The sequence below is a fragment of the Lentzea sp. NPDC036949 genome, assembly GCF_055608075.1.
In genome coordinates this window covers 403,552-427,844 of sequence record NZ_JBVJRA010000006.1, presented here as the reverse complement: position 1 = coordinate 427,844, position 24,293 = coordinate 403,552, and the positions used below count along the sequence as shown (strand labels likewise).

The window sequence follows — 24,293 nt, the reverse complement described above, 5'->3', positions numbered from 1 at the left end:
GCTCAGGTGGCGTGGACCGGCAGCAGTCCGGTGTCCCGCGCGAGGGCCAGGCCCGGTGCGGCGCGGTCGCGTTCGGACAGCACGACGTCGGCCGGAACGGGCAGTGCCAGGTCCGGGTCCACGATGGACACCGCCAGCTCGTCCGCGGGTTCGTAGCCGCGGGACAGCAGGTAGTGCACGGTGGAGTGGTCGTCGAGGGCGATGAACGCGTGGCCGAGCCCTGGCGGGAGGTAGACGGCGCGGAAGCCGTCGCCCGCCAGCTCGACGGAGTCCCACTCGCCGAACGTCGGCGAGCCGACCCGCAGGTCCACCACGATGTCCAGCACCCGCCCGCGGGAACAGGTCACGTACTTCGCGCACCCCGGTGCCGTGCGGGCGTAGTGCACGCCGCGGGCGACCCCGCGGCGTGACACGCTGGCGCTGGCCTGGGCCACGGCGAACAGCGGCGCACCGACCGCCTCGGCGAACACGTCGTGCTGGAACGGGGAGACGAACAGGCCGCGGTCGTCCGGGAACACCTCAGGCTCGAACTCCCAGGCCCCACCGACAGAGAGTGCGCGGGCTTTCATCGACGACCTCCGTCTCAGGACGGTGATCAGCGTGCAGCGGCCCGAACCGCGTGGTCAACCAGCTTAGGGGAACCCCTATCCGCGGTTAGGGGTGTCCGGCCGCAGACCGTCCACTGAGGACTGAATCAGGTGGGCGACGGTCCTCGACACCGCGTCGGCGAGGGGAACCCGGGCCCGCCACCCGGTGGCGAGGGTGAGACCGGCCGGGTCGGCCACGAGGCTGTGGAAGTCCGACGCGGTGGCGTACGGCGGTGGTGGCACCGACAGCACCGGCACGGCCGGGCGACCGGTGTGTTCCGCGACGGTGGCGGCGACGAGCTCGAACAGCGCCCGCACCGGGACGCCCGTGCCCGAGCCGACGAGCCACGCCCGTCCGGCCAGCCGGTCGGCGTGCGCCACGGCCGCCGCGAACGCCTCGGCGACGTCCTCCACGAACACCAGGTCGCGCCGCACGTCCCCGGCTCCCCACACGGTCAGCGGCTCGCCCGCGAGCGCACGCCGCGCCATCGCGGTCACCACACCCCGGTCAGGAGAGCCGGGGGAGGGGCCGAACACGGTGGGCAGCCGCAGGGAGCAGCCGCCCGCGTCGAGCACGAGCCGTTCGGCGGCGCACTTCTGCCGGTCGTACTCCGACTCGGGGTGGTCGGTCTCGGTGCCGTCGATCCGCTCCGGCGCGCCCGGCCCGACCTGCGAGGTGGAGCCGGCGAACACGACCGTCCCACGAGCCGCGTCCACGGCCTCGGCGACGATGCCGACGTTGACCCTGGCGGCGTCGGCCGCGCCACCGGCGGCGACCCGCCAGGTGCCGCCGCCGGTGAACAGCACCAGCGGCAGCACCACGTCCGCGCCCGCGACCGCGGCGGCGACCGCGCCGGGCTCGGTCAGGTCGGCCGCGACGACCTCGGCCGGGAACGGCGGCACGCCGGGAGCACGTGCCACCACCCGCACCCGCGCGCCCCGCGCCGCCAGCCGTGCGGACACCGCGGAACCCACGAACCCCGACCCGCCGAGCACCGCGACGAGAGCGCCGCCCAGTTCTCCCGGCACGCTCACACCACGTGGACGTCGGGCACGTACAGGATCCACTTGCCGCCCGCCGCGCGGAACGCCTCCTCCTTGGCCATGATCTCCTCGGCGTGGTTCCAGGCGAACAGCAGCGCGTAGCCGGGGTAGGGGTCGGCGAAGGCGGCCGGCGGGCGCACCGGGATGCCCGAGCCGGGTGCCAGCCGGTGCTGCTTGGCGGGCGTGGTGTCGCTGATGAACTCGACCAGGTCCGGTCCGATGCCGCAGAGGTTCGTGACGGTGGCGCTCTTGGCGGTCGCGCCGTAGCCGACGACCCGCTCGCCCTTCGCCTTCAGCTCGTTCAGCAACGCCAGGAGGTCGGTGCGGATCGTCCGGACCCGGTCGCCGAACCCGTCGAGGACGGCGCGGTCGTGCAGGCCGCGCGCCTGCTCCTCGGCGAGCAGGGCGGCGACGGCCGCGGACGGGGTGCGCGCACCGGGCAGGGCCAGGGTGTAGCGGACCTCGCCGCCGTGCACCGGCAGGCGTTCGACGTCGACCAGCTCCAAGCCGTGCCGGCGGGCCATGGCGTCCACGGAGGTGGCGCTGAACAGGAAGAAGTGCTCGTCGTAGATCTGGTCGAACGAGGTCTGCTCGACGATGTCACCGAGGTAGGGGTCCTCGAACACGAACGCCCCGCCGGGCTTGAGCAGCGCCACGACACCGCGCAGGATCGAGTCCGCGTAAGGGATGTGGCAGAACGTGTTCGCCGCGTACACGAGGTCGGCCGGACCGTCCTGGTCGCGGATGGACAGCGCGGTGGACTCCTCGAAGAAGTCCTTGCGGACCCGCACACCCGCCTCGGCGGCCAGGTCGGCGACCGCGCCGGACGGTTCCACGCCCAGGTGCCGCACGCCCGCCGCCGCGACGGTGCGCAGCATGGTGCCGTCGTTGCAGCCCAGCTCGACCACGAGCGGGTCCTCGCCCGCCAGCTCGGTGCTCAGGAACCGCTCGGCCAGCGCGCGGAAGTGCTCGCGCATCACCGCGGACCCCTGCGACAGGTAGGGGTAGTCCTGGTGGAACATCTTCTCCCTGGGCACCTCCTCCATCAGCTGCACCATCGCGCAGTCCGCGCACGCGCCCACGGCGAGGCGGTAGGTGAACTCGACGGAGGTGTCCTCGGGCAGCCGGAACGCGTCGGACAGCGGCTGCTGACCGAGGTCGAGGAACTCGGTGACCGTCCCTGCGCAGACGCGGCAGGTGGACTGGTTGGGCATTGGCGGGTTCTTTCTACTCGGGAGGGGCACGGGTCACCCCCGTGCTTCGAAGGCCCGTGGTCCGGCGCCGGTCCGCTGGGACAGGCGGCGCGGCAGGTCCGCCCGGCTGCGCATGCCCAGCTTGCGGTAGACCCTGGTGAGGTGTTGCTCGACGGTGCTGACGGTGATGTAGAGGATTCCGCTGATCTCGCGGTTCGTGTGGCCCTTCGCGGCGAGCTCGGCCACCCGCAGCTCGGAGTCGCTCAGGACCGATCGCCCGTCACCGGTGTCGCCGTCCCCCCAGTCGGCCGGGAGGGGCAGGGCGCCTGGGCACGACGCCCCGGTCTCGGCCACCGCCATCTGGGACAGCTCGCGCGCCTCGGCGTGCTGGCCCAGGGCGTCGAGCGCGTCACCCAGGTCGGACAGGGCACGGGCCAGCTCGACCCGGTCACCCGCCCGCCGCAGGTGCCGCACGGCCTCGCGCAGGAGCGCGGGTCGCTCGGCGGGCTCGCCCGCGGCCGCGAGGACCCGCAGCGCCGCACCGCGGGTGCGGCGGTCGCCGGCCGGCAGCAGCATCTGCTCGCTGATCAGCTTGCGAGCCGCCTCCGGTCGGCCGAGGGTGAGGTTGGCCTGGGCGAGGCCGCAGCGCCACGGCGCGAGCACCGGCAGGTCGAGGCCCCACGCGAGCATCCGGGTGCCGCAGTTCTGGAAGTCGCTGATGGCGGCGAGCACCCGCCCGACGGCGAGGTTGCCGTTGCCGCGGGCGTGCAGGTAGCGCAGGCCGGCGGCGGTGGCGAACATGGCGTCGGGCACGCGCTGCCGCATCACCTCGGCGATCACGTGGTGCCGGCCCAGCGCGGTGTTGGCCTCCAGCAGCACGGCCAGCGGGTAGCCGATGGACAGGCCCCAGCCCTGGTGCGGCAGCAGGGCGAGTGCGGTCTCGGCGCGTGCGGCGGCCACCGCCACCTCCCCGCGCCGCAGGGCGATGTCGGCCCGGACGACCTCCAGGACCGCCTGCCAGGTCACCGCGCCGCCGCGGACGGCCTCGGCGGTGAGCCGGTCGCACCACCGCTCTGCCCGGTCGGGGTGGCCGCTGTGCACCAGGATCAGCAGGGCGGTGAGCACGACCTCCAGCGACATGTCGCCGAGCCGGCAGCTGCGCAGGATGTGCTCGGCGCTGGCGATGGCGTCGGGGTGGAACTCGGCGGTCCAGAAGGTGCCGATGGCCTGCGCCGCGGCCACCCACGGGTCCGCGTCGGCCACCACGTCGCTGGCCACGGCGCTCGCCGGGTCGAGGCCGTGGAACCACTGGCAGACGATCCGCAGCTCGGCCGCGCTCTGCGCGTCCAGCATGCCGGGGTTCTGGTTCAGCACGGCGAGCGCGCGCACGGCCGTTGCCTCGTCCCCGATCCACAGCGCGTGGTGCACGACGGTCATGGCGTCGCGCCCGCGCAGCCGGCCGGCCCACATCGCCTCGTGCAGGGGTTCCATGTGCACGACGGCGGCGGCCGGGTTGACCCGCCACAGCGCCCGCACCAGGACGCTGGTGATGCCCAGCCGCTCGTCCGGCTCGACCACGGGCAGCGCGGGTTCCAGGTAGCGCACGGCCGCTGCCACGTCGTCGCCCATGAGCGCCTGTTCGGCGGCGATGCGCAGCACGGAGACCGGCCAGCCCGGCGCGACCCGGTCGGCGGCCACGAGGTGGTCGGCCACCACGGCCGCCGCCGCACCGCGCTGGTAGAGCAGCTCGGCGGCACGGGCGCGCAGCCGCACCCGTTCGGCACCCGGCGTGCTGTCGAGGACCGCCGGCCCCGCGCCGGGGTGGCGGAAACGGCCGTCGAGCAGCAGACCGGCGGCGGTGAGCACGTCGACCGCCTGCTCGACGGCCTCGGGCGTGGTGCCGGCCAGCCGGCCGAGCAGGACCGGGGTCCGCTCCTCGCCGAGCACGGCGATGGCGCGCGCGACCTCGAGGAGCCCCGCCTCCCAGCGGTGCAGGCACTCCAGCACCGCGCGCTTGAACGCGGGACCGACCTGGTCCTGACCGATCTCGTGCCCTGCCTCGAAGTCCTCGACCATGGCCCGGACCAGCATCGGGTTGCCGCCGCTGAGGCCGTGCCACGCGGGCGCGAGCGCGTCGGGATCGGGCACCCGGTCGCGCAGCAGCTCGGCGATCCCGCACACCGACAGCGGAGCGAGCCGGATGCGGTGGTGCGGCCGCCGGGTCAGCTCGGCGTGGAACAGCGGCAGCGTCGGCTGCGGCTGCTGCCACTCGGCGAGCACGACGACCACCCGTCCTGCTCTCATCCGCCGCCTCAGGTAGAGGATGAACTGCAACGAGGAACTGTCAGCGAATTGCACGTCGTCCACGCACAGCACGACCGGTCTTTCCCGCGACAATTCGAGCAGAATTTGACACAGTTCATGCACGGGCCGCACATAAGAATGAGGAATTCTCCGCACGTCCGCGCCGGGGTCGTTCACGGTCGCGGCGATCGGCGTGATGAGGTGGGAAACGCGGTCCGCTATTTCCGGCGGCAGACCTGCGCCGTGGAACAACTGGTCGATGACGCCCGCCTGCAGGGGACGCTCGGCCGGCGCGCCGGTCGCGGTCAGCAACAACGCGCCCGAAGCGGCGGCGTGCCGCTGGAACCGTTGCAGCAGCTCGGTCTTCCCGCTGGCCACGCCGCCACTGACCAGCGCGAGCCTGCCTGTTCCCGCCGAGCACTCCGCGAGCAGGCCGACCAGCTCGGCAAGCGCACCACCATGGTCTGTCGGCACCAACCGTCCAGTTCCCTCCAACATGGCCACCGATGGTCTTTCCGCTGCAGCTCACCCCAAGTGGACGCTTTATAGCACGGCTTCCCGGCTTGTCCAGTGCCTTTGGTGACATCGCCCGAGAACAGCGGCCAAACGTGTTCGCGGCACGCCTGGCAACCATTGGAATCACGAATCCGAATGTGGCCGATCGCGTCTCAATTGGCGGCGAACGGGCTAACCGGTACGGCCGAATCGCGGTCTGCCGAACCTCGGGTGCGCGATTCCGGAGCATGCCTTAGCACAGCCTGGGCGGGACATCATCGTGTTGATCGAATCCGTGTCGCAACCGTAGTCACGCCGCCGCGGCGGGTACGGGACACCGAAGTGCCGCACGCCGGGCGGCGCCCCGGTGCCGCCCGGCGCGTCCGGGCCACGGCCAAGATCCACAGGTGGCCTCGGGGCCGGTGCATGGCAAATGACATGGGTAACCGATACACCGCCGGAACGGTGAATCCTTCCCGCGAAACGGACATAACTCCGAATATGTCGACTCCGGTGTGGACGCTGGGGCCGACCATTTTCCGCGCACCCACGGCGTGTTCACGTGGTTGCGTCGACAATCTTCCGCTTGCGGAGGTTTTTCCGGTATGCGTTGATCACCCGGTAGGCCTTGGACAACGTTGCCACGTTGTCGCGATAGGACGGCGTGGCGAGCACCTGCCGGACGGCGCCGGCACGACCAGCTCGGCGAGGTCGTCGTCGGCCGGCGTTCCCCGCGTCACCACGACGACGGGGCGGTCACCGTCCAGTTCGGACCACCAGGCGGGTTCGGCCCTCGGGTGCGGCCGGCGGCTCCACCGGCAGTACGAGGACGTGCTGCTCGAACGCCTCCCGGGACCGCTCGGCCGCTGACGCGCCCGAGCGGTCCCGCTCAGCGCCTCACCGGGAGGCCAGCTGACGGCGCAGCCACGCCGCTCGGGCGGCGATGGCGTCCTGCGAGAGCACGGCGTGGGGCACCACGACGTCGAACCCGTGGAACCCGCCGGGCCAGACGTGCAGCTCGACGTGGCAGCCCGCCTGCCACATGCGGGTCGCGTGGGCGACGTCCTCGTCCCGGAACGTCTCGGCCGACCCGACGTCGACGAACGCGGGCGGCAGGCCGGAGAGGTCCGCGGCGCGGGCAGGCGCGGCGTACGAGGACACGTCCGGTCCTCCGCGGACGCCGTCGCCGAGGAGCGCGTTCCACCCGGTCTCGTTCGAGGAGCTGTCCCAGATGCCGAGGCCGCGCATCTGCCGCGCGGAGGGCGAGTCGTTGCGGTCGTCGAGCATCGGCGACAGGAGCAGCTGAGCCAGGACCGCCGGGCCGTTGCGGTCGCGTGCCATCAGCGTGACACCCGCCGCGAGGCCGCCGCCGGCGCTCGCACCGCCGATGACGACGCGCCCGGGGTCGATGTTGAGCTCGTGGGCGTGCTCCGACACCCACACCAGGCCCGCGTAGCAGTCCTCGACGGGACCGGGGTGGGGTGTCTCGGGTGCGAGCCGGTACTCGACCGAGACCACGGCCATGCCCATGGGTTCGGCCAGGTCCAGCATCTCGGCCAGGCCGAACCGGTTGTCCCCGACGATCATGCCGCCGCCGTGGACGTGGTAGATCGCCGGCGTCGGGGTCGCCGCGTGCACCGGGAGGCAGATCAGCAGCGAGATGTCCGGTTCCCCGTCCGGTCCCGGCACCACCCGCTCCCGCACGCTGTAGGCGCCACCGCGCGAGAGGACCTCGTCGGTCGGGGTCTCCACCCCGGGAACGGGCTCGCGCATCTCGGCGATGTTGTCCGGACGGTACGCGTCGGGAGGACGCAGGCTGCTCAGCACCTCGACGACGGGAGCGAGCTCCGGGTCGAAGGGCGGCGGCGGTCCGACCGGCCGCCCGGAAGACCGCTCCGTTGTCCGCGTGGTCATGGGTTCTCCTACCGGCAGGCGGCGGGACGTCCGCCTGCCGCAGTCGCAGGTCGTCGATGAGGTGGAAGGGGTTTCGGCTCAGACGGTCGGGACGGTCCCGCCGTCGATCACGTACTCGGCGCCCACGATCGCCGTGGCGCGGTCCGAGACCAGGAACCCGACCAGGTCCGCGATCTCCTCGGTGTTCGCGAACCGTCCCAGCGGTACTCCTCCGAGGGAGTCGTAGATGGTCTGCTTGGCTGCTTCCCGCGTGATCCCGTTGCCCTCAGCGATCCGGTCCACGAACCGTTCGTAGGCTTCGGTCTCGATCCCGCCGGGGCTGATCGCGTTGACCCGCACGCCGCGCGGCGCGAGCTCGTTGGCCAGTCCCTTGCTGTACGTGCGCAGCGCGGCTTTCGCTGCCGCGTAAGCCAAGGACGCGTCGTACTGCGGCAGCTCGCGCTGGATCGAGGTGAAGTGCAGCACCACGCCCGACCCGGACTCGATCATCGCCGGGAGGAGCGCTCGATCGAGCCGCACCGCTCCCAGGAAGTTGAGGTTCAGCTCGGTGAGCCACTGGTCATCGGTGATGACCGCGAACCCGCCGGCCGGTGTCGACGCACCTCCGACGACGTGCACCAGGATGTCGAGTGCGCCGCCGGTCTCGCTGATCCGAGCGGCCACGGCGTCGGTGCCCTCGACCGTCGTCGTGTCCGCTTCGATGAACCGGTCGGGGTGCTCGTACCCGTCGGGCATCGTCCGCGCCGTCACGAAGACGTCCGCACCCATCTCCCGCAACCTCTCGGCGACGGCCTTGCCCGAGCCCTTCGAACCGCCGGTGACCAGCGCCCGGCGACCGTCGAGGCGGTCGCGATCCGAACTTGACATTTGTCTCTCCACTGAAGATCGATGTGACGCGGGCGCGGTCAGGCTGCGTGGTTGGCGATGACGAGTTCGGCGACGAGGTCGTCCCGCAACGCGAACCGGTAGTCGAGCTCGGTGACACCACCGGGGAAGGTGCCCTCGATCCGGACGGTCACCACCCAGTGGCTGCCGTCGACGCGGTGAGCGCCGATCTGCTCGGTCGTGTACTCGAACTCGGACCCGGCGTCCCGCAGGAACGCGTGGGTCTCCTCCCGGCCGCGGAAGGTCTCGTCCTGGTCGACGATCACCGCGTCCTCGGTGAGGAACGACGAGGCGGTGTCGGCGTCGCGGGCGACGTGGGCGGCGAAGAACTCGCGCACGGTGGCCGGGAGCAGGTCGGACGGGAGGTCGGTGTGCTGTGTCATGAGCCCACCGTGTCGCCTCACGGCGCGGGAGGGTCAAGCCGTGGACCCTCTCCCAGGGGGAGAGTCCACACTGAACGGGTGCTGACCATCGGGGAGTTCTCGCGTCTGACCCACCTGAGCGTGCGGACCCTGCGCCGCTACCACGAGGCGACCCTGCTGGAGCCCGCCGTGGTGGACGAGAGCACCGGCTACCGCTACTACGCCGTCGACCAGATCCCGACCGCCCAGGTGATCCACCGGCTCCGCGAGCTCGACGTCCCCCTGAGCGACGTGCAGCGGATTCTGCGGACCCCCGACCCCGGTGTCCGGGCGGCACTGGTCGCGGACCACCTGCAACGCCTCGAAGACGTGCTCGACCGGACCAGGGCCGCGGTCGTGTCGCTGCGGCGCCTGCTCCGGCCCGATCCCGCGCCGATCGCCGTCGAGCTGCGTGCGGAGCCGGCCAGGACGGTCGCGGCGGTGGAGGCCGTGGTCGCAGGTCGTGACATCGCGTCCTGGTTCGCGGGCGCGATGGCCGAGCTGGAAGCGGCCGTCGGCTCCGCCGCGACCGGACCTCCCGGCGGTTGCTACGACAACGCCCTGTTCGAACAGGAACGCGGTCACGCGCTGCTCTACCTGCCCACCGCGGCACCACCCCGCACCGGACGCGTGCACCCCGTGGTTCTCCCGGCCGCGGAACTGGCCGTCACCACCCACGTCGGCGAGCACGACAACGCCGACGTCACGTACGGCGAGCTCGGGGCCTGGGTGGTGGAGAACGCGATGTCGGTGGCCGGGCCGGTGCGGGAGGTCTACACCGTCGGCCCGCGTGACTCGGGTGATCCCGCCGCGTGGCGCACCGAGATCGGCTGGCCCGTCTTCCGCGTCACCTGAGGCGGCCGGCGCGGTGGGAGAGGTCTGGTCAGGTGGCGCTGATGTCCAGCTTGCCGACCCTGTTGGTGGTCAGCAGGCCGAACCACACCGCGCCGGGTTGGTGGACGTTGATGTCGCACGGGTAGGAGGCCGACGACGGCGTGCTCCACATCCGGACCTCGTGCGTGACCGGGTTGAACCGGGCGACCTGGTTGCCCAGCCCGAACAGCGCGGGGAAGCTGACCGAGAAGTAGATGTTGCCGTCGCTCGCCTCGGCGATCGGTCCCGGCATCGGCAGCGGGTTGCCGATGCTGCCGACCCCCAGCCCGTTGAGGATGCCGGTGAGCAGGCCGCCCACGCCCAGCAACGGGTACTCGGTGATCTGCCCGGTGGCGGGGTCGATGCGGGCGATCTTCATGCCGAGGGACTCGCCGACCCAGATCGTGCCGTCCGCGGCCGTGCGCACGCCGACGGGGAAGGAGGCCGGCGTCGGCATCGTGTACTGGGTGAACAGGTGGGTGTCGACGTCGAGGGTGGCGACCTTGTTCAGCTGCGGCAGGTCGAACACGACGGTGCGTCCAGGGCCCGGTTTGATGATGCCGAACAGCGCGGCGACCTGACCGAGGACCTCACCGGGCACGCGGTACTTGCTCCACTGCCCGGTCGCCGGGTCGTAGCGGCCGATGGAGTCCAGCCCGCCGAGCGTGAACCACAGGGCGTCGTCCGGCCCGCGGGCGAGGTCGTTGGCCAACCCGAGGCCGCTGTGCAGCGGCAGCCCCAGCGGTTGCGGGGTGAACGCGCCCGCCCACGGCAGCGGGAGCTCGGTCATGGAGCCGTCGGCGGTGTCGACGCGGAGCAGGCTGTTGCCCGTCACCTGGGGCATCCACAGGTCACCCGCCGCGTCCAGGTCCATGCCGCCGGGCACCGACAGCGGCATCGGCGTGGAGAAGTTGGTGAACTGCCCGGTGGCCGGGTCGAACCGGGCGACCTGGCTGCTCAGGTACTGCTCGACCCACAGGTTTCCGCTGTGGTCGAACTCCACCTCGCACACACCGCCGACCGGCAGTGACGAGGGAACCGGACCGTACTCGGTGATCGGCGTCGCCGCGCCGGCGGTACCGGGTACGAGCGCCGACGCGAGCAACGCCGCGGCAACCGCGAGCAACTGTCTGTGCCGTGCTGGTCTCATGGTCCACTCCAGGGAATCCGCCGTCTGGCCAGGTCGTGCTGCCAGAACGAGTAAAGCGGCTTCGCCACACGGCCCCGTGAACCTTCACCTGAAAAGCGCAGTCGTCAGCTCTTCGGCTCCAGCGCGGCCGGGTCGTACCGGCAGGCCGGGTCCCACAGCAGGAACGACGGCGCGCCCGCGGCCTTCGAGGCGTCGATCTGAGCGCGGACCTCCTTGGGCCCGTAGGAGACGCCCATGCTGAACGCCTGCAGCCACGGGATGATCTCGCTGCCGGTGCCCTCGACCTTCTTCAGGAAGTCGGCCACGGACCGGTTGGTGATCTCGTAGGGCTCGCTGTCCGGGCGGCTGACCCCGTACTCGCCGGGACCCCAGTGCGACGGGTAGACCATCGGCGCGACGTAGTCGGCGTACTCGGCCATCCTCGGGATGTCCTGGGCGACCGCGCCCGGTCGGGTCGCGGCGATGCCGAACACCGACACGCCCACGAACGTCCCGTGCGCCCGCACCGCCTTGCGGCTCTGGGCCAGGAAGTCGACGATGGCGTCCTCGGGGGAGCCCTCCAGGCCGGGCAGCCGCATCTGCTCCAGAGCGCCCTCCGGCTTGCGGATGTAGTCGTAGAGGATGTCGTCGAACCCGAGCCGTGCGGCCTCCTCGGCCAGCTCCACGTTGTAGGCGACGACGTCGGGGTTGGCGAAGTTGGTGAACGAGTACTGGCCGTACGAGCCGGCCCACGGGGTGCCGGCGGAGGACTGGATGACGCGGTCCCGCTTGCCCGACTCCCAGGACGCCTTGGCGAGGACCGGGTCGCGGAACGCCACGAGCCTGCCGACCACGCGCACGCCGAGCCGGTGCAGTTCGTCCACCGTTGCCTTGGCGTCGTAGTAGTCCCGGGTGGCGCCGATCTCGCCCGCCAGCGGGACCTGGGAGCGGTAGCCGATCTCGCCGCTCTCGTCCTTGATGTCGAGCTGCACCGTGTCGATGCGGCGTTCCTTGATCATCTGCAGCACCGGCTCGCGCAGCACCGTGGCCGACCACCCGGCCGCGGACATGTGCACCGCGCGCATGCCGGGGTGGCGCGTCTTGACGGCGAACTCCTGCTTGGCGACGTTGCCCGCGACGTCGCGGGCCTCGAAGCGGGCGGTCGCGGCCGTCGGCAGGGTCACGGCGAAGCTACCGCCGTCGCCGAGCTCCACGGGCTTGCCGTCCACGCTCAGCGCGGAGGCGCCCTCGGCCCTGCCCTTGACCTCGACGGGCTTGCGGAGGTCGGTCACGGCCTCGGAGTCGACCGTCAGGACCGGCGGCGCGCTGTCGACGGTGAACCGCCTGCTCACCTCGTCGTCGGGGAGCAGGGGCACAGCGCCGGGGGACTGCGCCGTGAGGACGTGCTCGCCGTCGGCCGGCTCGGTGCCGGTGACCACGAGCCGGTTGCCCTCGGACGTGGTGGACACCGGGTTGCCGTCGAGCAGCAGCCGCACCTCGCCGTGATCCATGCCCTCCGGCAGGGTGACCGCCAGCTCCTTCGCCGCGGCCGACGTCAGCACGGCGCCGTCGTCCACCCCCATCACGACGGGGCTGGCCGAGAAGGCGCGAACGGTCAACGGGGTGACGACGGCGAGCGCGACGAGCACGACCGCCCCCACCAACACGCTGCGGCGACTGCTGTTGCGAGATCGCATGCGCACCCTCCCGGCCGATGTCGTTCCGCTGTGGCGTATCCAGCAAGGTCCGTTTCAACCAAAACGCACACGTTCGTGTCCGCGTGTTGCGACCGCCTGGATCGCCGTCAACCGTGGGAACGTGACTGGTAGGCGTGTTGGCGCACTGAGCGCGATGGCTGTCTTGTTGGTCGCGTGCGGGACGGCTCCCGAGCCGCCCCTGGCGGCGGCACCGTCCTCATCGGAGCGTGTCACCACCCCGCCGCCGGACCCCGGGACGTACTCGGCCAACGAGCTCGGTGACGTCCCGGTGCTGATGTACCACCGGATCGTCGACACCCCGGCGACGGTGTACGACCGCACCCCCGCCGACTTCCGCGCCGAACTGGAGCGCCTCGCCGGCGAGGGGTACGTCCCGATCACCACGGCCGAGTACGCCTCCGGCGAGATCGACATCCCGGCGGGCACCCACCCGGTCGTCCTCACCTTCGACGACGGCCACCCCACGCAGTTCGCGCTGACGCCGGAGGGGACACCCGTTCCCGGCACGGCGGTGGCGATCATGCTGGAGGTCGCCGGCCGCCACCCCGGCTTCCGCCCAGTGGCCAGCTTCTACGTCAACGGCGACCCGTTCGGGGACCCCGGCGGCAAGCGGACGCTGAAGTGGCTGGCCGACCACGACATGGAGGTCGGCAACCACACCCTGACCCACTCGAACCTGGGTGCTGCGCCGGCGGAGGAGGCCCAGCGCGACATCGCCCGCGGCGACGCCGCCATCCGTGCGGCCGGGCCGACGCCGGTGACCATCTCCCTGCCCTTCGGCGTCCACCCGGTCCAGGAGGAGCTGGCCGTCAAGGGTCGCGCGGACGGTGTCGGCTACGAGTACACGGGCGCACTGCTCGTCGGCGCGAACCCGGCCCCGTCGCCGTACTCCGCCGACTTCGACCGGCTGCGCATCCCGCGCATCCGGTCCCAGGGCCCGACCGGCCAGGAGGCGGCCTTCGGCTCGTCGGTGTGGCTCGACAAGCTCGCCGCCGGCGCGAGCGTGCGCTACACCTCCGACGGGGTGCGCGACCGGATCGCCTTCCCCCAGGGCGGTTCCCGTTCGGTGGCGGCGGACTACCAGGCCATGGCCCACTCGTACTGAACACCGGCCCAGCACCGGGGAACACCCCGACCGGCCCAGGCACTCGGGCCGTGTTCAACGCGAATTGGTTGACACCGGTTGAACACCATTTATCAGCACGTTTCCAAGGTGCCCCTGGGATAGTCGCAACGCACAGGAATAAGCATGCGTGACGGCGATTCTCCTTATTTGGAGAGAGGTGTCAGGCCACCCGATCGGAGGTTCCGCGCGGTCGCGGGTGACTGAAAGAATTGCTGCTTCGCTGGCGGGGACACAGACATGGGATGAGCGGAGGTCGACGCTGGTGGGCATATCACCGCAGGTCAGAACGGTGATGCGGGCGCAGCGAACGCGCAGTGGTGTTGGCGCGGATGCAGGACTATAGCAGTGGAAGGGCGATTCGTGGTCAGCGGAGCGGACTCGGGCAAGGAGACGGGCGCGCGGTTGTCGACATCGGCCCTGCCGGGAGTCGGCGACACAGTGGAAATGGTTCCGCCCGCTTCTCTCATTCCCGGCGACTCGCCGCGCAGTGGTGGCGAGGACATGGCGCACGTGCGCCGTTTGGCTGATTCCGCGACGACATTCCCGCCCATCATCGTGCACCGTTCGACGAAGCGGGTGGTCGACGGCATGCACCGCCTGCGTGCGGCGGTGCTGCGCGGGTCGGCGACCATCGCGGTGCGGTGGTTCGACGGCTCGGCCGACGACGCGTTCGCGCTCTCGGTCGGGGTGAACGCCGCGCACGGCCTGCCGCTGACGCAGGCGGACCGGACCGCCGCGGCACAGCGGCTGCTGGTGTCGCACCCCGGCTGGTCCGACCGCGCGGTCGCGGCGACCACCGGCCTGGACAACAAGACCGTGGCCGCGCTGCGCCGTTCAACCGAGGAGGTTCCCCGGTTGGCCAGCCGGGTCGGCAAGGACGGCAGGCGCAGGCCGGTCGACCCCGCTCCCGGCCGGATCGCGGCGGCGGAGCTGATCTCGGCCAACCCCGGCGCGTCCCTGCGCGAGATCGCCAGGACAGCGGGCATCGCCGTGGCCACGGTCAAGGACGTCCGCGAGCGCATGCGCCTCGGCCGCGACGTCGTTCCGGCCAGGACCCCCGACCGCGCCCCGGCCCTGCCCCGCCGCCCGCCACCGAGGCCGGTCGGCGGCCTGGACGTCCTCAAGAACGACCCGTCGGTCCGGCACACCGAGAACGGCCGCAACATGCTCCGCCTGATGGCCGCCACCTCCGCCGACGCGGACTGGTGGAGCGCGATCCTCGACTCGCTCCCCGAACACTGCGCCGACGCGGTCGTCGAGGCCGCCCAGCAGTGCGCCCGCCGGTGGGCGGACCTGGCGACCCGCATCGAACAGCGCCACACCGGCGGACGCCACACCGGCAAACGCCCAGCCTGACAACGGCGCAGGCTCCCGCGGGGGCCACCTGGCACCGCACAGGTGGCCGCCAACACCGGACGACGGCACCCGGACGAGCGCGACGGCGGCCAGTGCGGGCACGCCACGCCGTGACCAGGCGCACCGGGGACGACCCAACGCCCCGCACCGGCGGCAGGAACCGGGCGCGCGCAGTTGTCCGCCGCGCCCGGCCATCCGCCGCGCCCCGGCCGTCCGCCGCGTCAAGTCTCGCGGAGCAGGCCGGGCACCGGCCCCGCCAAGCGGGCGCGGCCGGCTCCGCTGAGCCCGGTCACCCCGGCACCACCGCGCCGGGGCGGCCGGGCTCAGCACCAGCCAGCCATTCGGCCAGCCCACCGAGCCCGGCCCAGCGCCGCACCGCGCCGCCGGCGCCGCACCGTGCCGCCGGCGCCGCACCGCGCCGCCGGCGCCCACTCAGCCTTGCGCGGCCCGCAACAGCCGGGCGTAGGGGCCGTCGGCGGCGGCGAGGTCCGCCGGCGCGCCCAGTTCCACGACGCGGCCGCGGTCGACCACGGCGACCCGGTCGGCGGCTGCGGCGGTGTGCAGGCGGTGCGCGATGGCGATCACCGTGCGGCCGGCCAGCACCCGGTCCACCGAGCGTTCGAGGGACCTGGCCGTGCCCGCGTCCAGCAGCGAGGTGGCCTCGTCGAGGACCAGGGTGTGCGGGTCGGCCAGCAGCACCCTGGCCAGGGCCAGCCGCTGGGCGACGGCGGGTGGGACGGGAGCCCCGCCGGAGCCGACCGCGGTGTCCAGTCCGTCCGGTGTGGACTCGACCCAGGCGAGCGCGCCGACCGCGGTCAGCGCCGCGGTGATCTCCTCGGTGCTGAACTCGCCGCCGCCCCGGCGGGCGGGCAGGGTCAGGTTGTCGCGGATCGTGCCCGCGAAGACGTGGTTCTCCTGGGTCAGCAGCAGGACCTCGCCGCGGCGGACGTCGTCCGGCATGGCGGCGACGTCCGCCCCGCCGATCAGCACCCGGCCCGCTGTCGGCGCGGCGATGCCGGCGATGAGCCTGCCCACCGTCGACTTGCCCGCGCCGGAGGGCCCGACCAGGACCAGCCGCTGCCCCGGCGGGACGACGAGGTCGATGCCGTGCAGCACCTGCTTGCCGCCGGGGTAGGCGAAGCGCACGCCGCAGAGCACCAGGTCGCGGCCCTCGGGCGGGGAGCCGTCGCGGACGGTGGCCGTGCCGCGGACCTGGCTCACGCCCAGGACCCGGCGCAGCGCCGCGGAGGCCACCTGCAGCTCCTCCAGCCACCACAGGGCCTCGTTGAGCGGGGTGATCATCGCCAGCAGGTAGGCCAGAACGGCGGCGACCTCGCCGAGGCTGGCCCAGCCGCGCTCGTGCGCGAGGCCGCCGAGGACCAGGGCGACCGCGATCGGCAGCAGGTAACCGATGTCGAGCGTGGCCAGCCACCGCACCCGCAGCCGCCGGATGCCGCGCTCGGCGGCCAGCGCGTCCGCCAGCGCGGCATCGGCCAGGTCGCGGCGGCGCCCGCCCAGCGACAGCGCCTCCACGGCGCGGGAGCCGTCGACGCTCTCGTGGACGGTCGATTGCACCCGACCCCACCGGCCGAGCGCGGTGATCATCGCGTCCGGGACCCTGCGCTGGTACCAGCGGTTGCCGGCGACCAGCACCGGCAGCGCCACCAGCAGGCACAGGCTCAGCAGTGGCGAGGTCAGCAGCATCGCCGCCGTGGTCAGCAGCACGGTCGTCACCGCGATCAGCACCTCGGGCACGGCGACGCGCACCGCCTGGTTCACGCGGGACACGTCTTTGGTGGCGCGGCTGAGCAGGTCGCCCGCGCCCGCGGTCTCGACCACGTCCAGCGGCAGTGCGAGCGCGTCGTCGACCAGGCGTTCGCGGGTGTCGGCCAGGACGGTTTCGCTGAAGACCCGGCACCTGGCCTTGGCCAGGCCGCGGGCGGCGGCCTGGCCTACCACCGCGAGCAGCAGCAGGCAGGCCAGCAGGTCGACGTGCCCCCGGCCGGCGCCGGAGCCGACGCCGTCGACCACGGCCCCGAGCAGCCTGGGCCGGGCCAGGCCGATCAGGGTGGCCAGGCCGAAGCAGAGCAGGACGACGGCGAAGCGCCCGCCGTGGCGGCGGGCGGTGGCCACGGCCCAGTCGCGGACCGCGCGCGGCGGCGCGGTGGGCAGCCCGGTCACAGGGCCACCGCCCCTGCGGTGACGACCCGGTCGGCGACCCCGGCCCACAGGGGGCTCTCGCTGAGCACGACGGTGGTGCGGCCGCGCCGCAGCCCGGCCACCCCGGCCGCGACCCTGGACTCGGTGTGCGCGTCCACCGCGGAGGTGGGCTCGTCGAGGACGAGGACGTCGGCGTCGGTTGCCAGCGCGCGGGCGAGCGCGAGGCGCTGGCGCTGGCCACCGGAGAGCTCGCGGCCGCGCTCGCCGACCGCGTGCCCGAGCCCGCCGTCGAGCGCGTCGACGACGTCGTCGGCGTCCGCCGCGCGCACGGCCGCGGCCGGTCCGACCGTCCCGGGGTGCGCGGGGGTCAGCTCCTCGCGCAGCACGCCCGCGAACCAGGGGTCGTCGTGGCGGGCCAGCACGACCCTGCGGCGCAGCTGGCTCAACGCCACCTCGCGCACCGGCACGCCGCCGACGAGCACGTCCTGCCCGGGGGCCGGGTCGGCGAGGCGGGCGAGCCGGTCGGCCAGGCCGGGAGCGGGTCCCGCGACGACGGTCAGCGCCCCGGCCGCGAGCACCAGGCCGGTCTCGGTGTCCACGAGGGACAGTGGGCCGGGTGGCAGTGGCACCGGTGCGGCGGCGTCGGCCAGCGCGGGCTCGATCGCCAGCAGGGCCAGCACCCGGTTGGCCGAGACGACGCCGCTGGAGAGCGCGTCGACGGCCTCGGTCGCGGTCGTCACCGGGATGACCAGGTACGCCGATGCCCCGTAGAACGCCACCAGCTCGCCCGCGGAGATCTCGCCCGCGACGGCCAGCCTGGCGCCCAGCCAGACGATGACGACGGTGACCAGGCCGGGGATGGCGACGTTGGCCGCCGACAGCACGCCCTCGCTGCGCCCGACCGGGCCGCCGGCGTCACGGGCCCGGCCGCTGGCCGCGGCGAACCGCGCGCGGAAGCGGCGTTCACCGCCGGTGCCGTGCAGCACGCGCAGCCCGGAGGCGATGTCCGCGCCGAGCGTTCCCACCGCGGCGAACAGCCCGCGCTGAGCGGCCTTGCGCCGTTGCAGCGGGCGGAACAGCGGCTTGATCGACACGACGGCGAGCGGCACGCCGAGCAGCGCGGCCAGCCCCAGCGGGGCGGACGTGGCCAGCAGCGCGGCCGCGGTCACCGCGAACCCGACCGTGGTGCCGAACGCGCGCCCGACCGACTTGCACGCCGCGCCGATGTAGTCCACATCGGACGAAGTGACGGCGGTGACGTCGCCGACCGTCGTCGCGCTGTGGACGGCGGGGCCGACCCTGGACAGGTGCGCGGTCACCAGCCGCTGGGTCAGCTCTGCCCCGTGCAGGCGCAGCCCGGTGTTCAAGTGATCCGACGCCGCGCTGAGGACCGACTGCGCCACACCGAGGGCAACCGCGACGGCGGCCCACCACCACACCCGCGCGGTGTCGTGCGCGTCGATCGCGCCCACGCCGCCGCCGACCACCAACGGCAGCAGGGCCCCCGGTGTCGCCCACAACGCCGAGGTGCCGGCGGCCGCGGCGACCAGGCCGGGCCGCGCGCGCAGCACCCCGGCCAGCCAGCGCGCCCCGCTAGTGCCCGGGAAAGGCGGTGTCAAGTTCTTCCGATGGATTTCCGAATTCATATTCGCGTCACCTGGACCCTTCGCCTGCGGTGCCTTGACAGCCTGCGAGAGCCTACTTCAAACTCAAATCAATCCCAGCGGACAAGCACTCGACATGAATGTGCACCGGAATTCTCCGCCGGTGCGATTCTCATTCTTCGGAAGAGGTTCCAGCGCATGGGTGCATTGGCAATTCTCGGTGGTGAGCCGCAGCGTCCGGCGAAGATCACCGCGCGGTTCGAGCCGACCGGGGCGACCAGGCAGCGGGTCGCCGAGCTGCTCGCGGACGGGGCGCTCAGCGACTTCTACGGCGGCCGGTGGTGCACCGAGTTCGAGCGGCGCTTCGCCGAGCACTTCGGCGTCCGGCACGCGATCGCGGTCAGCTCGGGGACCTCGGCGCTGCACACGGCGGTGACCGCGGCGGGCATCGGCCCCGGCGACGAGGTGCTGGTGCCCACCAGCTGCTTCTTCACCGCCGCCACCGCGGTGCTGCAGCTCGGCGCGGTCCCGGTGCTGGTCGACTGCCTGCCGGGGTCGCTGGCCATCGACCTCGACGCCGCGGCGGCCCAGGTCACCGCGCGCACCAGGGCCGTGCTGCCGGTGCACATGTACGGCTACCCGGGCGACGCGCCCGCGCTGACCGCCTTCGCGCAGCGGCACGGGCTCGTCGTGGTCGAGGACGCCTGCCAGAGCCACGGCGCCCGGTGGGGCGACACGCTCATGGGCACCTTCGGCTCCCTCGGCTGCTTCTCCTTCGCCGCGCCCCGCAAGCACATCAACACCGGCGAGGGCGGCATGGTCGTCACCGACGACGACGAGCTCGCACTGCGCGTGCGGCGAGTCGCCAACAAGGGCAAGGACAACGGCTGGTTCACCCACAAGGTGATGGGCTTCTCCTACAACCTGCCCGAGATGAGCGCGGTGCTGGGCATCCAGGGCGTGGAGGCGCTCGACGCCGAGGTGGCCGCCAGGCGCGCGGTGTCCGACGCCTACGACGACGAGCTCGCGGGCAGCGGCCTCGAAGTGCAGCGGCCGCCGGACGTCGCGTTCCACTCGTACTTCCGCAAGGTGGTGCTGCTGCCGCCGCGGTACCTGCCGCTGCGCGACTGGTTCGTGCGCGCGGTGGAGTGGGAGAACGTCTCCGCCAAGCCCCCGCACGCCGCGTTGCACACGATCGAGTGGTTGCGCGGGCGGGTCGGCGGGGCGGGCGAGTTCCCCGTCGCCGACCTCGACCTCGGCCGCGCGGTCGACCTGGAGTCGGGGCCGCTGATGACGCCGGACGACGGCGTGGTCAGCGCCCGCGCCGTGCTCAAGGTGTGGGAGTGGGTGCAGGCCAACGAGGACGCCGCCTTCGCGTTCGCCGCCCAAGGTGGCCGCTACGACGACAAGGGCCCGCAATTGACCGCGGCGGGTTCGCGGTAGGGTCGGGAAACGTGATCACGAACAATTTCCTCGACGCCGTCCTCGACCACTACGGGCTCGCCGGAAAGCCCGTGGAACCGCTCAACCAGGGAGCCGACAACTTCACCGCATCGGTGAACTCGGAATTCGTGCTCCGCTGTTACCGGGTGACCCCGGCCGATGAGGTCGACGTCGAGCTCGACCTCATCGACCACCTGGTCGAGCGCGGTTTCCCGACCCCGCGCGTGCTGCGCACCGCGGACGGCGCGCGGCGGGTCGAGCACGAGGGCACGCACGCCGTGCTGTTCGAGCTGGTGCCCGGCTCGCCGATTGACGAGGACGCCCCCGCCAGCCGCCGCACGGTGGCCGAGCTGGCCGCGAGCCTGCACCTGGCGACGGCCGACCTGCCCGCGGGAGCGCGCCGGTCGCGCTCGGACCGGGGCCGCATCCAGAACCTGCTGGCCGAGCTGGACGCCGGCGGCCCGCTGGCGACGAAGGCAGGGGCGAGCGAGCTGGCGGGCGAGCTGCGCACATTGCTGTCCGAAGTGGACGACCTGCTCGGCGCGGGCCTGCCGCACGGCGCGGTGCACCACGACTACTACCACGAGAACGTGCTCGTCGACGCGGGCGGCCGGGTGCTCGGGCTGATCGACTTCGACGAGGCCTACCCCGGCCCGGTGGTGCTCGACGTCGCCGCCCTGCTCACCACCTGGGCCACCGACGACGAGGACCGCTTCGACACCGCGGCCATGCGCTCCCTGCTGGCCGACTACGAGCGGGTCCGCCCGCTGTCGGACCGGGAACGGGCGGCGCTGCCGCTGGCGGTGCGGGTGTTCAACGCCGCGGACGCCGCCGAGTACATCCAGCGCAACCACCGCAAGCGGCCGGACGCCTTCGAGATCGCCGAGTGCCGCTCGCTGCAGACCTACCACGCGCTCACCAGCCAACACGACTGGCTGCGCGGGTTCGCCACGGACTGACCCGCGCGCCGTCCGTCCCCAGGAGGACGACATGACCGACGACTTCCGCGTGTTCCTCGCCGCCCCGTTCGCGCAGTGGCTCGCGCCGGACGGCACCGTGGACCCGGTGGCCCGCAAGCGGCTGGAAGGCCTGCGCACGGCCTTCCTCGACCTGGGCCTGCCGGTGTTCAACGCCCACCACAACGAGGGCTGGGGCCAGGGCTGGCTGCCGCCGGAGGTGTGCGTGCCCAACGACTTCCGGGCCATGCAGACCGCCGACGTGGTCTGCGCCTACCTGGGCACGCCCGCCTCCGGCGGGGTCTGCCTCGAACTGGGCTGGGCCTCGGCCATGCACAAGCCGGTGCTGCTGGTGCTCGACGAGGGCGTCGAGCACAGCCAGATGGTGCAGGGCCTGTCCACCACGACCCCGGTGCGCGAGCTCGTGGTGCGCGACGGCCTCGACCCCTCGGCCCACGACGCGATCACCGCGGCGACGGTGGAGCTGGCCAGGGAGTGCTCGCCGCCGGTGGCGTGGCGGGGCACCGCGCTGGACACCTCGCTCGGCTACGTGCGGACCGCGACGCCGGAGCTGGTCGGATGACCGCCCTCGCGCCCACCCTGGCGGTGGCGGCCGCGGAGTTCGGCTGGGGCAGCGCGGGCAAGCTCAGCGCGGTGCTGGCGGCGCTGCGCGCCGGAGACCCCCGGCCGAGGCGGGTGGTGCTGCTCGGCTCCGGCCTGGGCCGCCCGCTGCTGGCCGGGCACGGGATCGACGCCGTGCACGAGGTGTCCACGCCGGGTGCGGTGGCCGAGGTGCTGGCCGAGGAGGAGGTGGACGCGGCGCTCGTCGTGCTCGACCCCGCCATCGCCAACGCCTGCACCGCGGCCGGTGTGCCCACGACCTACGTCGACAGCCTGCCGTTCCTGTGGACCAGGGGCGACCTGCCGGGGTTCCCGGTGGCCGTGGCCGCCTACTGCGCGCAGCGCTGCCTCGAGCTGCCCGCCGGCAGCGAGGAGGTGCTGGGGCACGTCCAGCGGCTGCACTGGGTCGACCCCGTCGTCGAGCACGCGGCGGCCGGCGGGCCGGGCGTCCCCGCCGGGCGGTGGCGCGGCGCGGGCGGCCGGGCGCTGGTGAACCTGGGCGGCCTGCGGTCGCCGCACGCCGCCGACTGGGCCGCCTACCCGCGCCTGGTGGTGCCCGCGGTGCTCACCGCGCTGCGCGACACCGGGTTCGAGGAGGCGCACGTGGCCGGCAACGTGCCGGCCGAACTGGCCGCGGAACTCGTCCGCTCGGCCCCGGAGCGGCTGCGGGTGTCGGCGGGGCCGTTGGCCCGCGCGGACTTCCTGGCCCGCCTCGACGGCGGCTGCGACGTGCTGGTGACCTCGCCGGGGCTGACCACGCTGCTGGAGGCCAGCAGCCGGGGCGTTCCGGTGGTGGCGCTGCCGCCGCAGAACCTGAGCCAGGTCTTCAACGCCCGGTTCCACCGGGCCGCGGTCGGCGACCGCTTCGGCGTGCGCTGGCCCGCGGGGGTGTTCACCGACGAGGAGGCCGTCGCGGCCAGCGCGGGCGGTGAGGAGGCGGCGCTGGAGGTCGTCTACGGCGGCATCTCCCGCGCCCGGCCCGCAGCCGTGCGCCCCGCGCTGCGCACCGCGCTGGCCGACGCGCTGCGGGCGGTGGCCGCGGGCGGGACCGACTGGGGCGCGCTGGCGGCCAGGCTGGGCACGTCCGGGGCCGCGCAGGTGGCCGAGATCGTGCTGGCGACCGGCGGGCGCGAGCACCGGCACCGCGCGGTCGACGCGCAAGCGCGTGGCTGAGCGGGGCGCGCGGGCGACCGCGGTCGTCGTCATCGGGGCCGGGTACGTCGGGCTGACCACCGCGGCGTGCCTGGCCTCGCTCGGCCACCGCGTGGTCTGCGCGGACGTCGACGCCGCCAAGGTCGACCGGTTGCGCGCCGGCCGGGTGGACATCCTGGAGCCGGGTCTGCCGGAGCTGGTGGCGGCCGGCCTGGCCGACGGGTCGCTGCGCTTCGAGCTGGGGGCCGGGGCCGCCGTGCGCGGCTGCGCTCCCGGCGCGCGGGCGGTGTTCCTCTGCGTTCCCACGCCTTCGGACGCCGACGGCCGGGCCGACCTGACGGCGGTGGAGTCCGCTGTGGACGAGGTGGCCGGAGCACTGGTCGCAGGCGACGTCCTCGTGCTCAAGTCGACAGTTCCGGTGGGGACGACGCACGCCGTGCGCGACCGCCTGCGCACAGCGGGCGTCGCGGTCGCCAGCAACCCGGAGTTCCTGCGGGAGGGCTCCGCCGTCACCGACTTCCTGCACCCCGACCGGCTCGTCATCGGGTGCGACGACCCGGCCGGGACCACCACGCTGGCCGGCGTCTACGCCGGGGTGGCAGCCCCGGTCGTGGTGACCGACCCGGTCAGCGCCGAACTGGTCAAGTACGCCGCGAACTGCTTCCTGGCCCTGAAGCTGTCCTACGTCAACAGCATCGCCGAACTGTGCGAGCGGGTGGGCGGCGACATCGGGTCGGTGGCGGAGGGGATGGGCCACGACCCGCGCATCGGCCCCGGCCACCTGCGCCCCGGTCCGGGGTGGGGCGGTTCCTGCCTGCCCAAGGACACCAGGGCCCTGCTCCACCTGGCCGACCGCCGCGGCGTGGACCTGACCCTGGTCCGGGCCGCGGCGGACCTCAACTCCGCCACCCAGGACCGCATCGCGGACAAGGTCCGCACCGCGGCCGGGGAAGCGGGCGGTGACCGGGTGGCGGTGCTGGGCCTGGCCTTCAAAGCGGGCACCAACGACCTGCGCGAGTCCCCCGCACTGGCCGTCGCCGCCCGTCTGTCGGCCCACGGCCTGACCGTCGTCGCCCACGACCCGGCCATCGCCCCCGGAACCGCGCCACTGCCGGGCATCACCCTGGTCGACGACGTCGACCTCGCCGTCAAGGGCGCGGCAGCGGTGGCGCTCCTCACCGACTGGCCGCAGTACCGGGCGCTGGACTGGAACCGCGTGGCCGGCCTGATGGCCGGGACCGTGGTCGTCGACACCCGCAACCAGCTCGACCCGGAGCAGCTGCGCCGCTGCGGTCTCGACCGGCGGGGAATCGGGGTCTGAGTCCGCGGCCC

The 24,293-nt window shown here is 73.3% G+C and carries 19 protein-coding genes; 8 read left to right on the top strand and 11 right to left on the bottom strand.

What is annotated here, in order from left to right; genetic code table 11:
* Positions 1-2 precede the first annotated feature (2 nt).
* The 7 genes from ACZ7CD_RS19875 to ACZ7CD_RS19845 all read right to left on the bottom strand — a co-directional run bounded on the left by ACZ7CD_RS19875 (position 3) and on the right by ACZ7CD_RS19845 (position 8,805).
* Positions 3-569, bottom strand: a complete 567-nt coding sequence (locus ACZ7CD_RS19875; protein ID WP_458431601.1) for a dTDP-4-dehydrorhamnose 3,5-epimerase family protein — start codon at positions 567-569, stop codon at positions 3-5.
* 75 nt (positions 570-644) lie between these two features.
* A complete protein-coding gene (locus ACZ7CD_RS19870) occupies positions 645-1,616 on the bottom strand; it encodes an NAD-dependent epimerase/dehydratase family protein (RefSeq protein WP_470379438.1) in 972 nt (323 codons plus the stop codon).
* Positions 1,617-1,618: 2 nt separating this feature from the next.
* Positions 1,619-2,845: a class I SAM-dependent methyltransferase gene (locus ACZ7CD_RS19865; protein WP_360393533.1), complete on the bottom strand. Its 1,227-nt coding sequence runs from the start codon at positions 2,843-2,845 to the stop codon at positions 1,619-1,621.
* Between the two features lie 33 nt (positions 2,846-2,878).
* Entirely contained in the window at positions 2,879-5,602 is a 2,724-nt protein-coding gene (locus tag ACZ7CD_RS19860; protein WP_470379437.1) for an AAA family ATPase, read from the bottom strand.
* 918 nt (positions 5,603-6,520) lie between these two features.
* Complete coding sequence (locus ACZ7CD_RS19855) at positions 6,521-7,537, bottom strand: alpha/beta hydrolase (protein WP_360393538.1); 1,017 nt, start codon at positions 7,535-7,537, stop codon at positions 6,521-6,523.
* Positions 7,538-7,615: 78 nt separating this feature from the next.
* Complete coding sequence (locus ACZ7CD_RS19850; RefSeq protein WP_360393540.1) at positions 7,616-8,404, bottom strand: SDR family oxidoreductase; 789 nt, start codon at positions 8,402-8,404, stop codon at positions 7,616-7,618.
* 38 nt (positions 8,405-8,442) lie between these two features.
* Positions 8,443-8,805, bottom strand: coding sequence for a nuclear transport factor 2 family protein (locus ACZ7CD_RS19845; protein WP_470379436.1), 363 nt, complete (start codon positions 8,803-8,805; stop codon positions 8,443-8,445).
* A 78-nt stretch (positions 8,806-8,883) separates the two neighbouring features.
* On the opposite strand from ACZ7CD_RS19845, the gene ACZ7CD_RS19840 reads away from it, so the two are divergent.
* The gene (locus tag ACZ7CD_RS19840; protein ID WP_360393545.1) at positions 8,884-9,678 is read left to right on the top strand and encodes a MerR family transcriptional regulator; all 795 of its coding nucleotides are present in this window, start codon (positions 8,884-8,886) and stop codon (positions 9,676-9,678) included.
* Positions 9,679-9,706: 28 nt separating this feature from the next.
* Here ACZ7CD_RS19840 and ACZ7CD_RS19835 read toward each other — a convergent pair whose 3' ends face one another.
* Together ACZ7CD_RS19835 and ACZ7CD_RS19830 are read right to left on the bottom strand one after the other, a co-directional pair.
* The gene (locus ACZ7CD_RS19835) at positions 9,707-10,846 is read right to left on the bottom strand and encodes a Vgb family protein (RefSeq protein WP_470372338.1); all 1,140 of its coding nucleotides are present in this window, start codon (positions 10,844-10,846) and stop codon (positions 9,707-9,709) included.
* 104 nt (positions 10,847-10,950) lie between these two features.
* Positions 10,951-12,522 (bottom strand): putative glycoside hydrolase, encoded by a 1,572-nt coding sequence (locus ACZ7CD_RS19830; RefSeq protein ID WP_470379435.1) that lies wholly within the window; start codon positions 12,520-12,522, stop codon positions 10,951-10,953.
* Between the two features lie 154 nt (positions 12,523-12,676).
* Here ACZ7CD_RS19830 and ACZ7CD_RS19825 point away from each other — a divergent pair, with 154 nt between their 5' ends.
* Both ACZ7CD_RS19825 and ACZ7CD_RS19820 read left to right on the top strand, forming a co-directional pair.
* Positions 12,677-13,648 carry a polysaccharide deacetylase family protein gene (locus ACZ7CD_RS19825; protein WP_470379434.1) on the top strand — a complete coding sequence of 324 codons (972 nt, stop codon included), beginning with the start codon at positions 12,677-12,679 and terminating at the stop codon, positions 13,646-13,648.
* 366 nt (positions 13,649-14,014) lie between these two features.
* Positions 14,015-15,025 (top strand): streptomycin biosynthesis protein, encoded by a 1,011-nt coding sequence (locus ACZ7CD_RS19820; protein WP_470379433.1) that lies wholly within the window; start codon positions 14,015-14,017, stop codon positions 15,023-15,025.
* A 432-nt stretch (positions 15,026-15,457) separates the two neighbouring features.
* Here ACZ7CD_RS19820 and ACZ7CD_RS19815 read toward each other — a convergent pair whose 3' ends face one another.
* Both ACZ7CD_RS19815 and ACZ7CD_RS19810 read right to left on the bottom strand, forming a co-directional pair.
* Positions 15,458-17,206, bottom strand: a complete 1,749-nt coding sequence (locus ACZ7CD_RS19815; protein WP_470379432.1) for an ABC transporter ATP-binding protein — start codon at positions 17,204-17,206, stop codon at positions 15,458-15,460.
* Positions 17,203-18,831: an ABC transporter transmembrane domain-containing protein gene (locus ACZ7CD_RS19810; protein WP_470379431.1), complete on the bottom strand. Its 1,629-nt coding sequence runs from the start codon at positions 18,829-18,831 to the stop codon at positions 17,203-17,205. Before ACZ7CD_RS19810 ends, ACZ7CD_RS19815 begins: the two co-directional genes overlap by 4 nt.
* A 156-nt stretch (positions 18,832-18,987) precedes the next feature.
* Here ACZ7CD_RS19810 and ACZ7CD_RS19805 point away from each other — a divergent pair, with 156 nt between their 5' ends.
* The 5 genes from ACZ7CD_RS19805 to ACZ7CD_RS19785 are packed head-to-tail and all read left to right on the top strand — an operon-like array spanning position 18,988 to position 24,282.
* Positions 18,988-20,232, top strand: a complete 1,245-nt coding sequence (locus tag ACZ7CD_RS19805; protein ID WP_360393565.1) for a DegT/DnrJ/EryC1/StrS family aminotransferase — start codon at positions 18,988-18,990, stop codon at positions 20,230-20,232.
* An 11-nt stretch (positions 20,233-20,243) separates the two neighbouring features.
* A complete protein-coding gene (locus tag ACZ7CD_RS19800; RefSeq protein WP_458431614.1) occupies positions 20,244-21,191 on the top strand; it encodes a phosphotransferase in 948 nt (315 codons plus the stop codon).
* A 31-nt stretch (positions 21,192-21,222) separates the two neighbouring features.
* Complete coding sequence (locus ACZ7CD_RS19795) at positions 21,223-21,771, top strand: nucleoside 2-deoxyribosyltransferase (protein WP_360393571.1); 549 nt, start codon at positions 21,223-21,225, stop codon at positions 21,769-21,771.
* On the top strand, positions 21,768-22,982 hold the full coding sequence (locus tag ACZ7CD_RS19790) for a hydroxymethylcytosylglucuronate/cytosylglucuronate synthase (protein WP_360393574.1): 1,215 nt from the start codon (positions 21,768-21,770) through the stop codon (positions 22,980-22,982). The genes ACZ7CD_RS19795 and ACZ7CD_RS19790 overlap by 4 nt, the downstream gene beginning before the upstream one ends.
* Positions 22,975-24,282 carry a UDP-glucose dehydrogenase family protein gene (locus ACZ7CD_RS19785; RefSeq protein WP_360393577.1) on the top strand — a complete coding sequence of 436 codons (1,308 nt, stop codon included), beginning with the start codon at positions 22,975-22,977 and terminating at the stop codon, positions 24,280-24,282. Before ACZ7CD_RS19790 ends, ACZ7CD_RS19785 begins: the two co-directional genes overlap by 8 nt.
* The last annotated feature ends 11 nt before the right edge of the window (positions 24,283-24,293 follow it).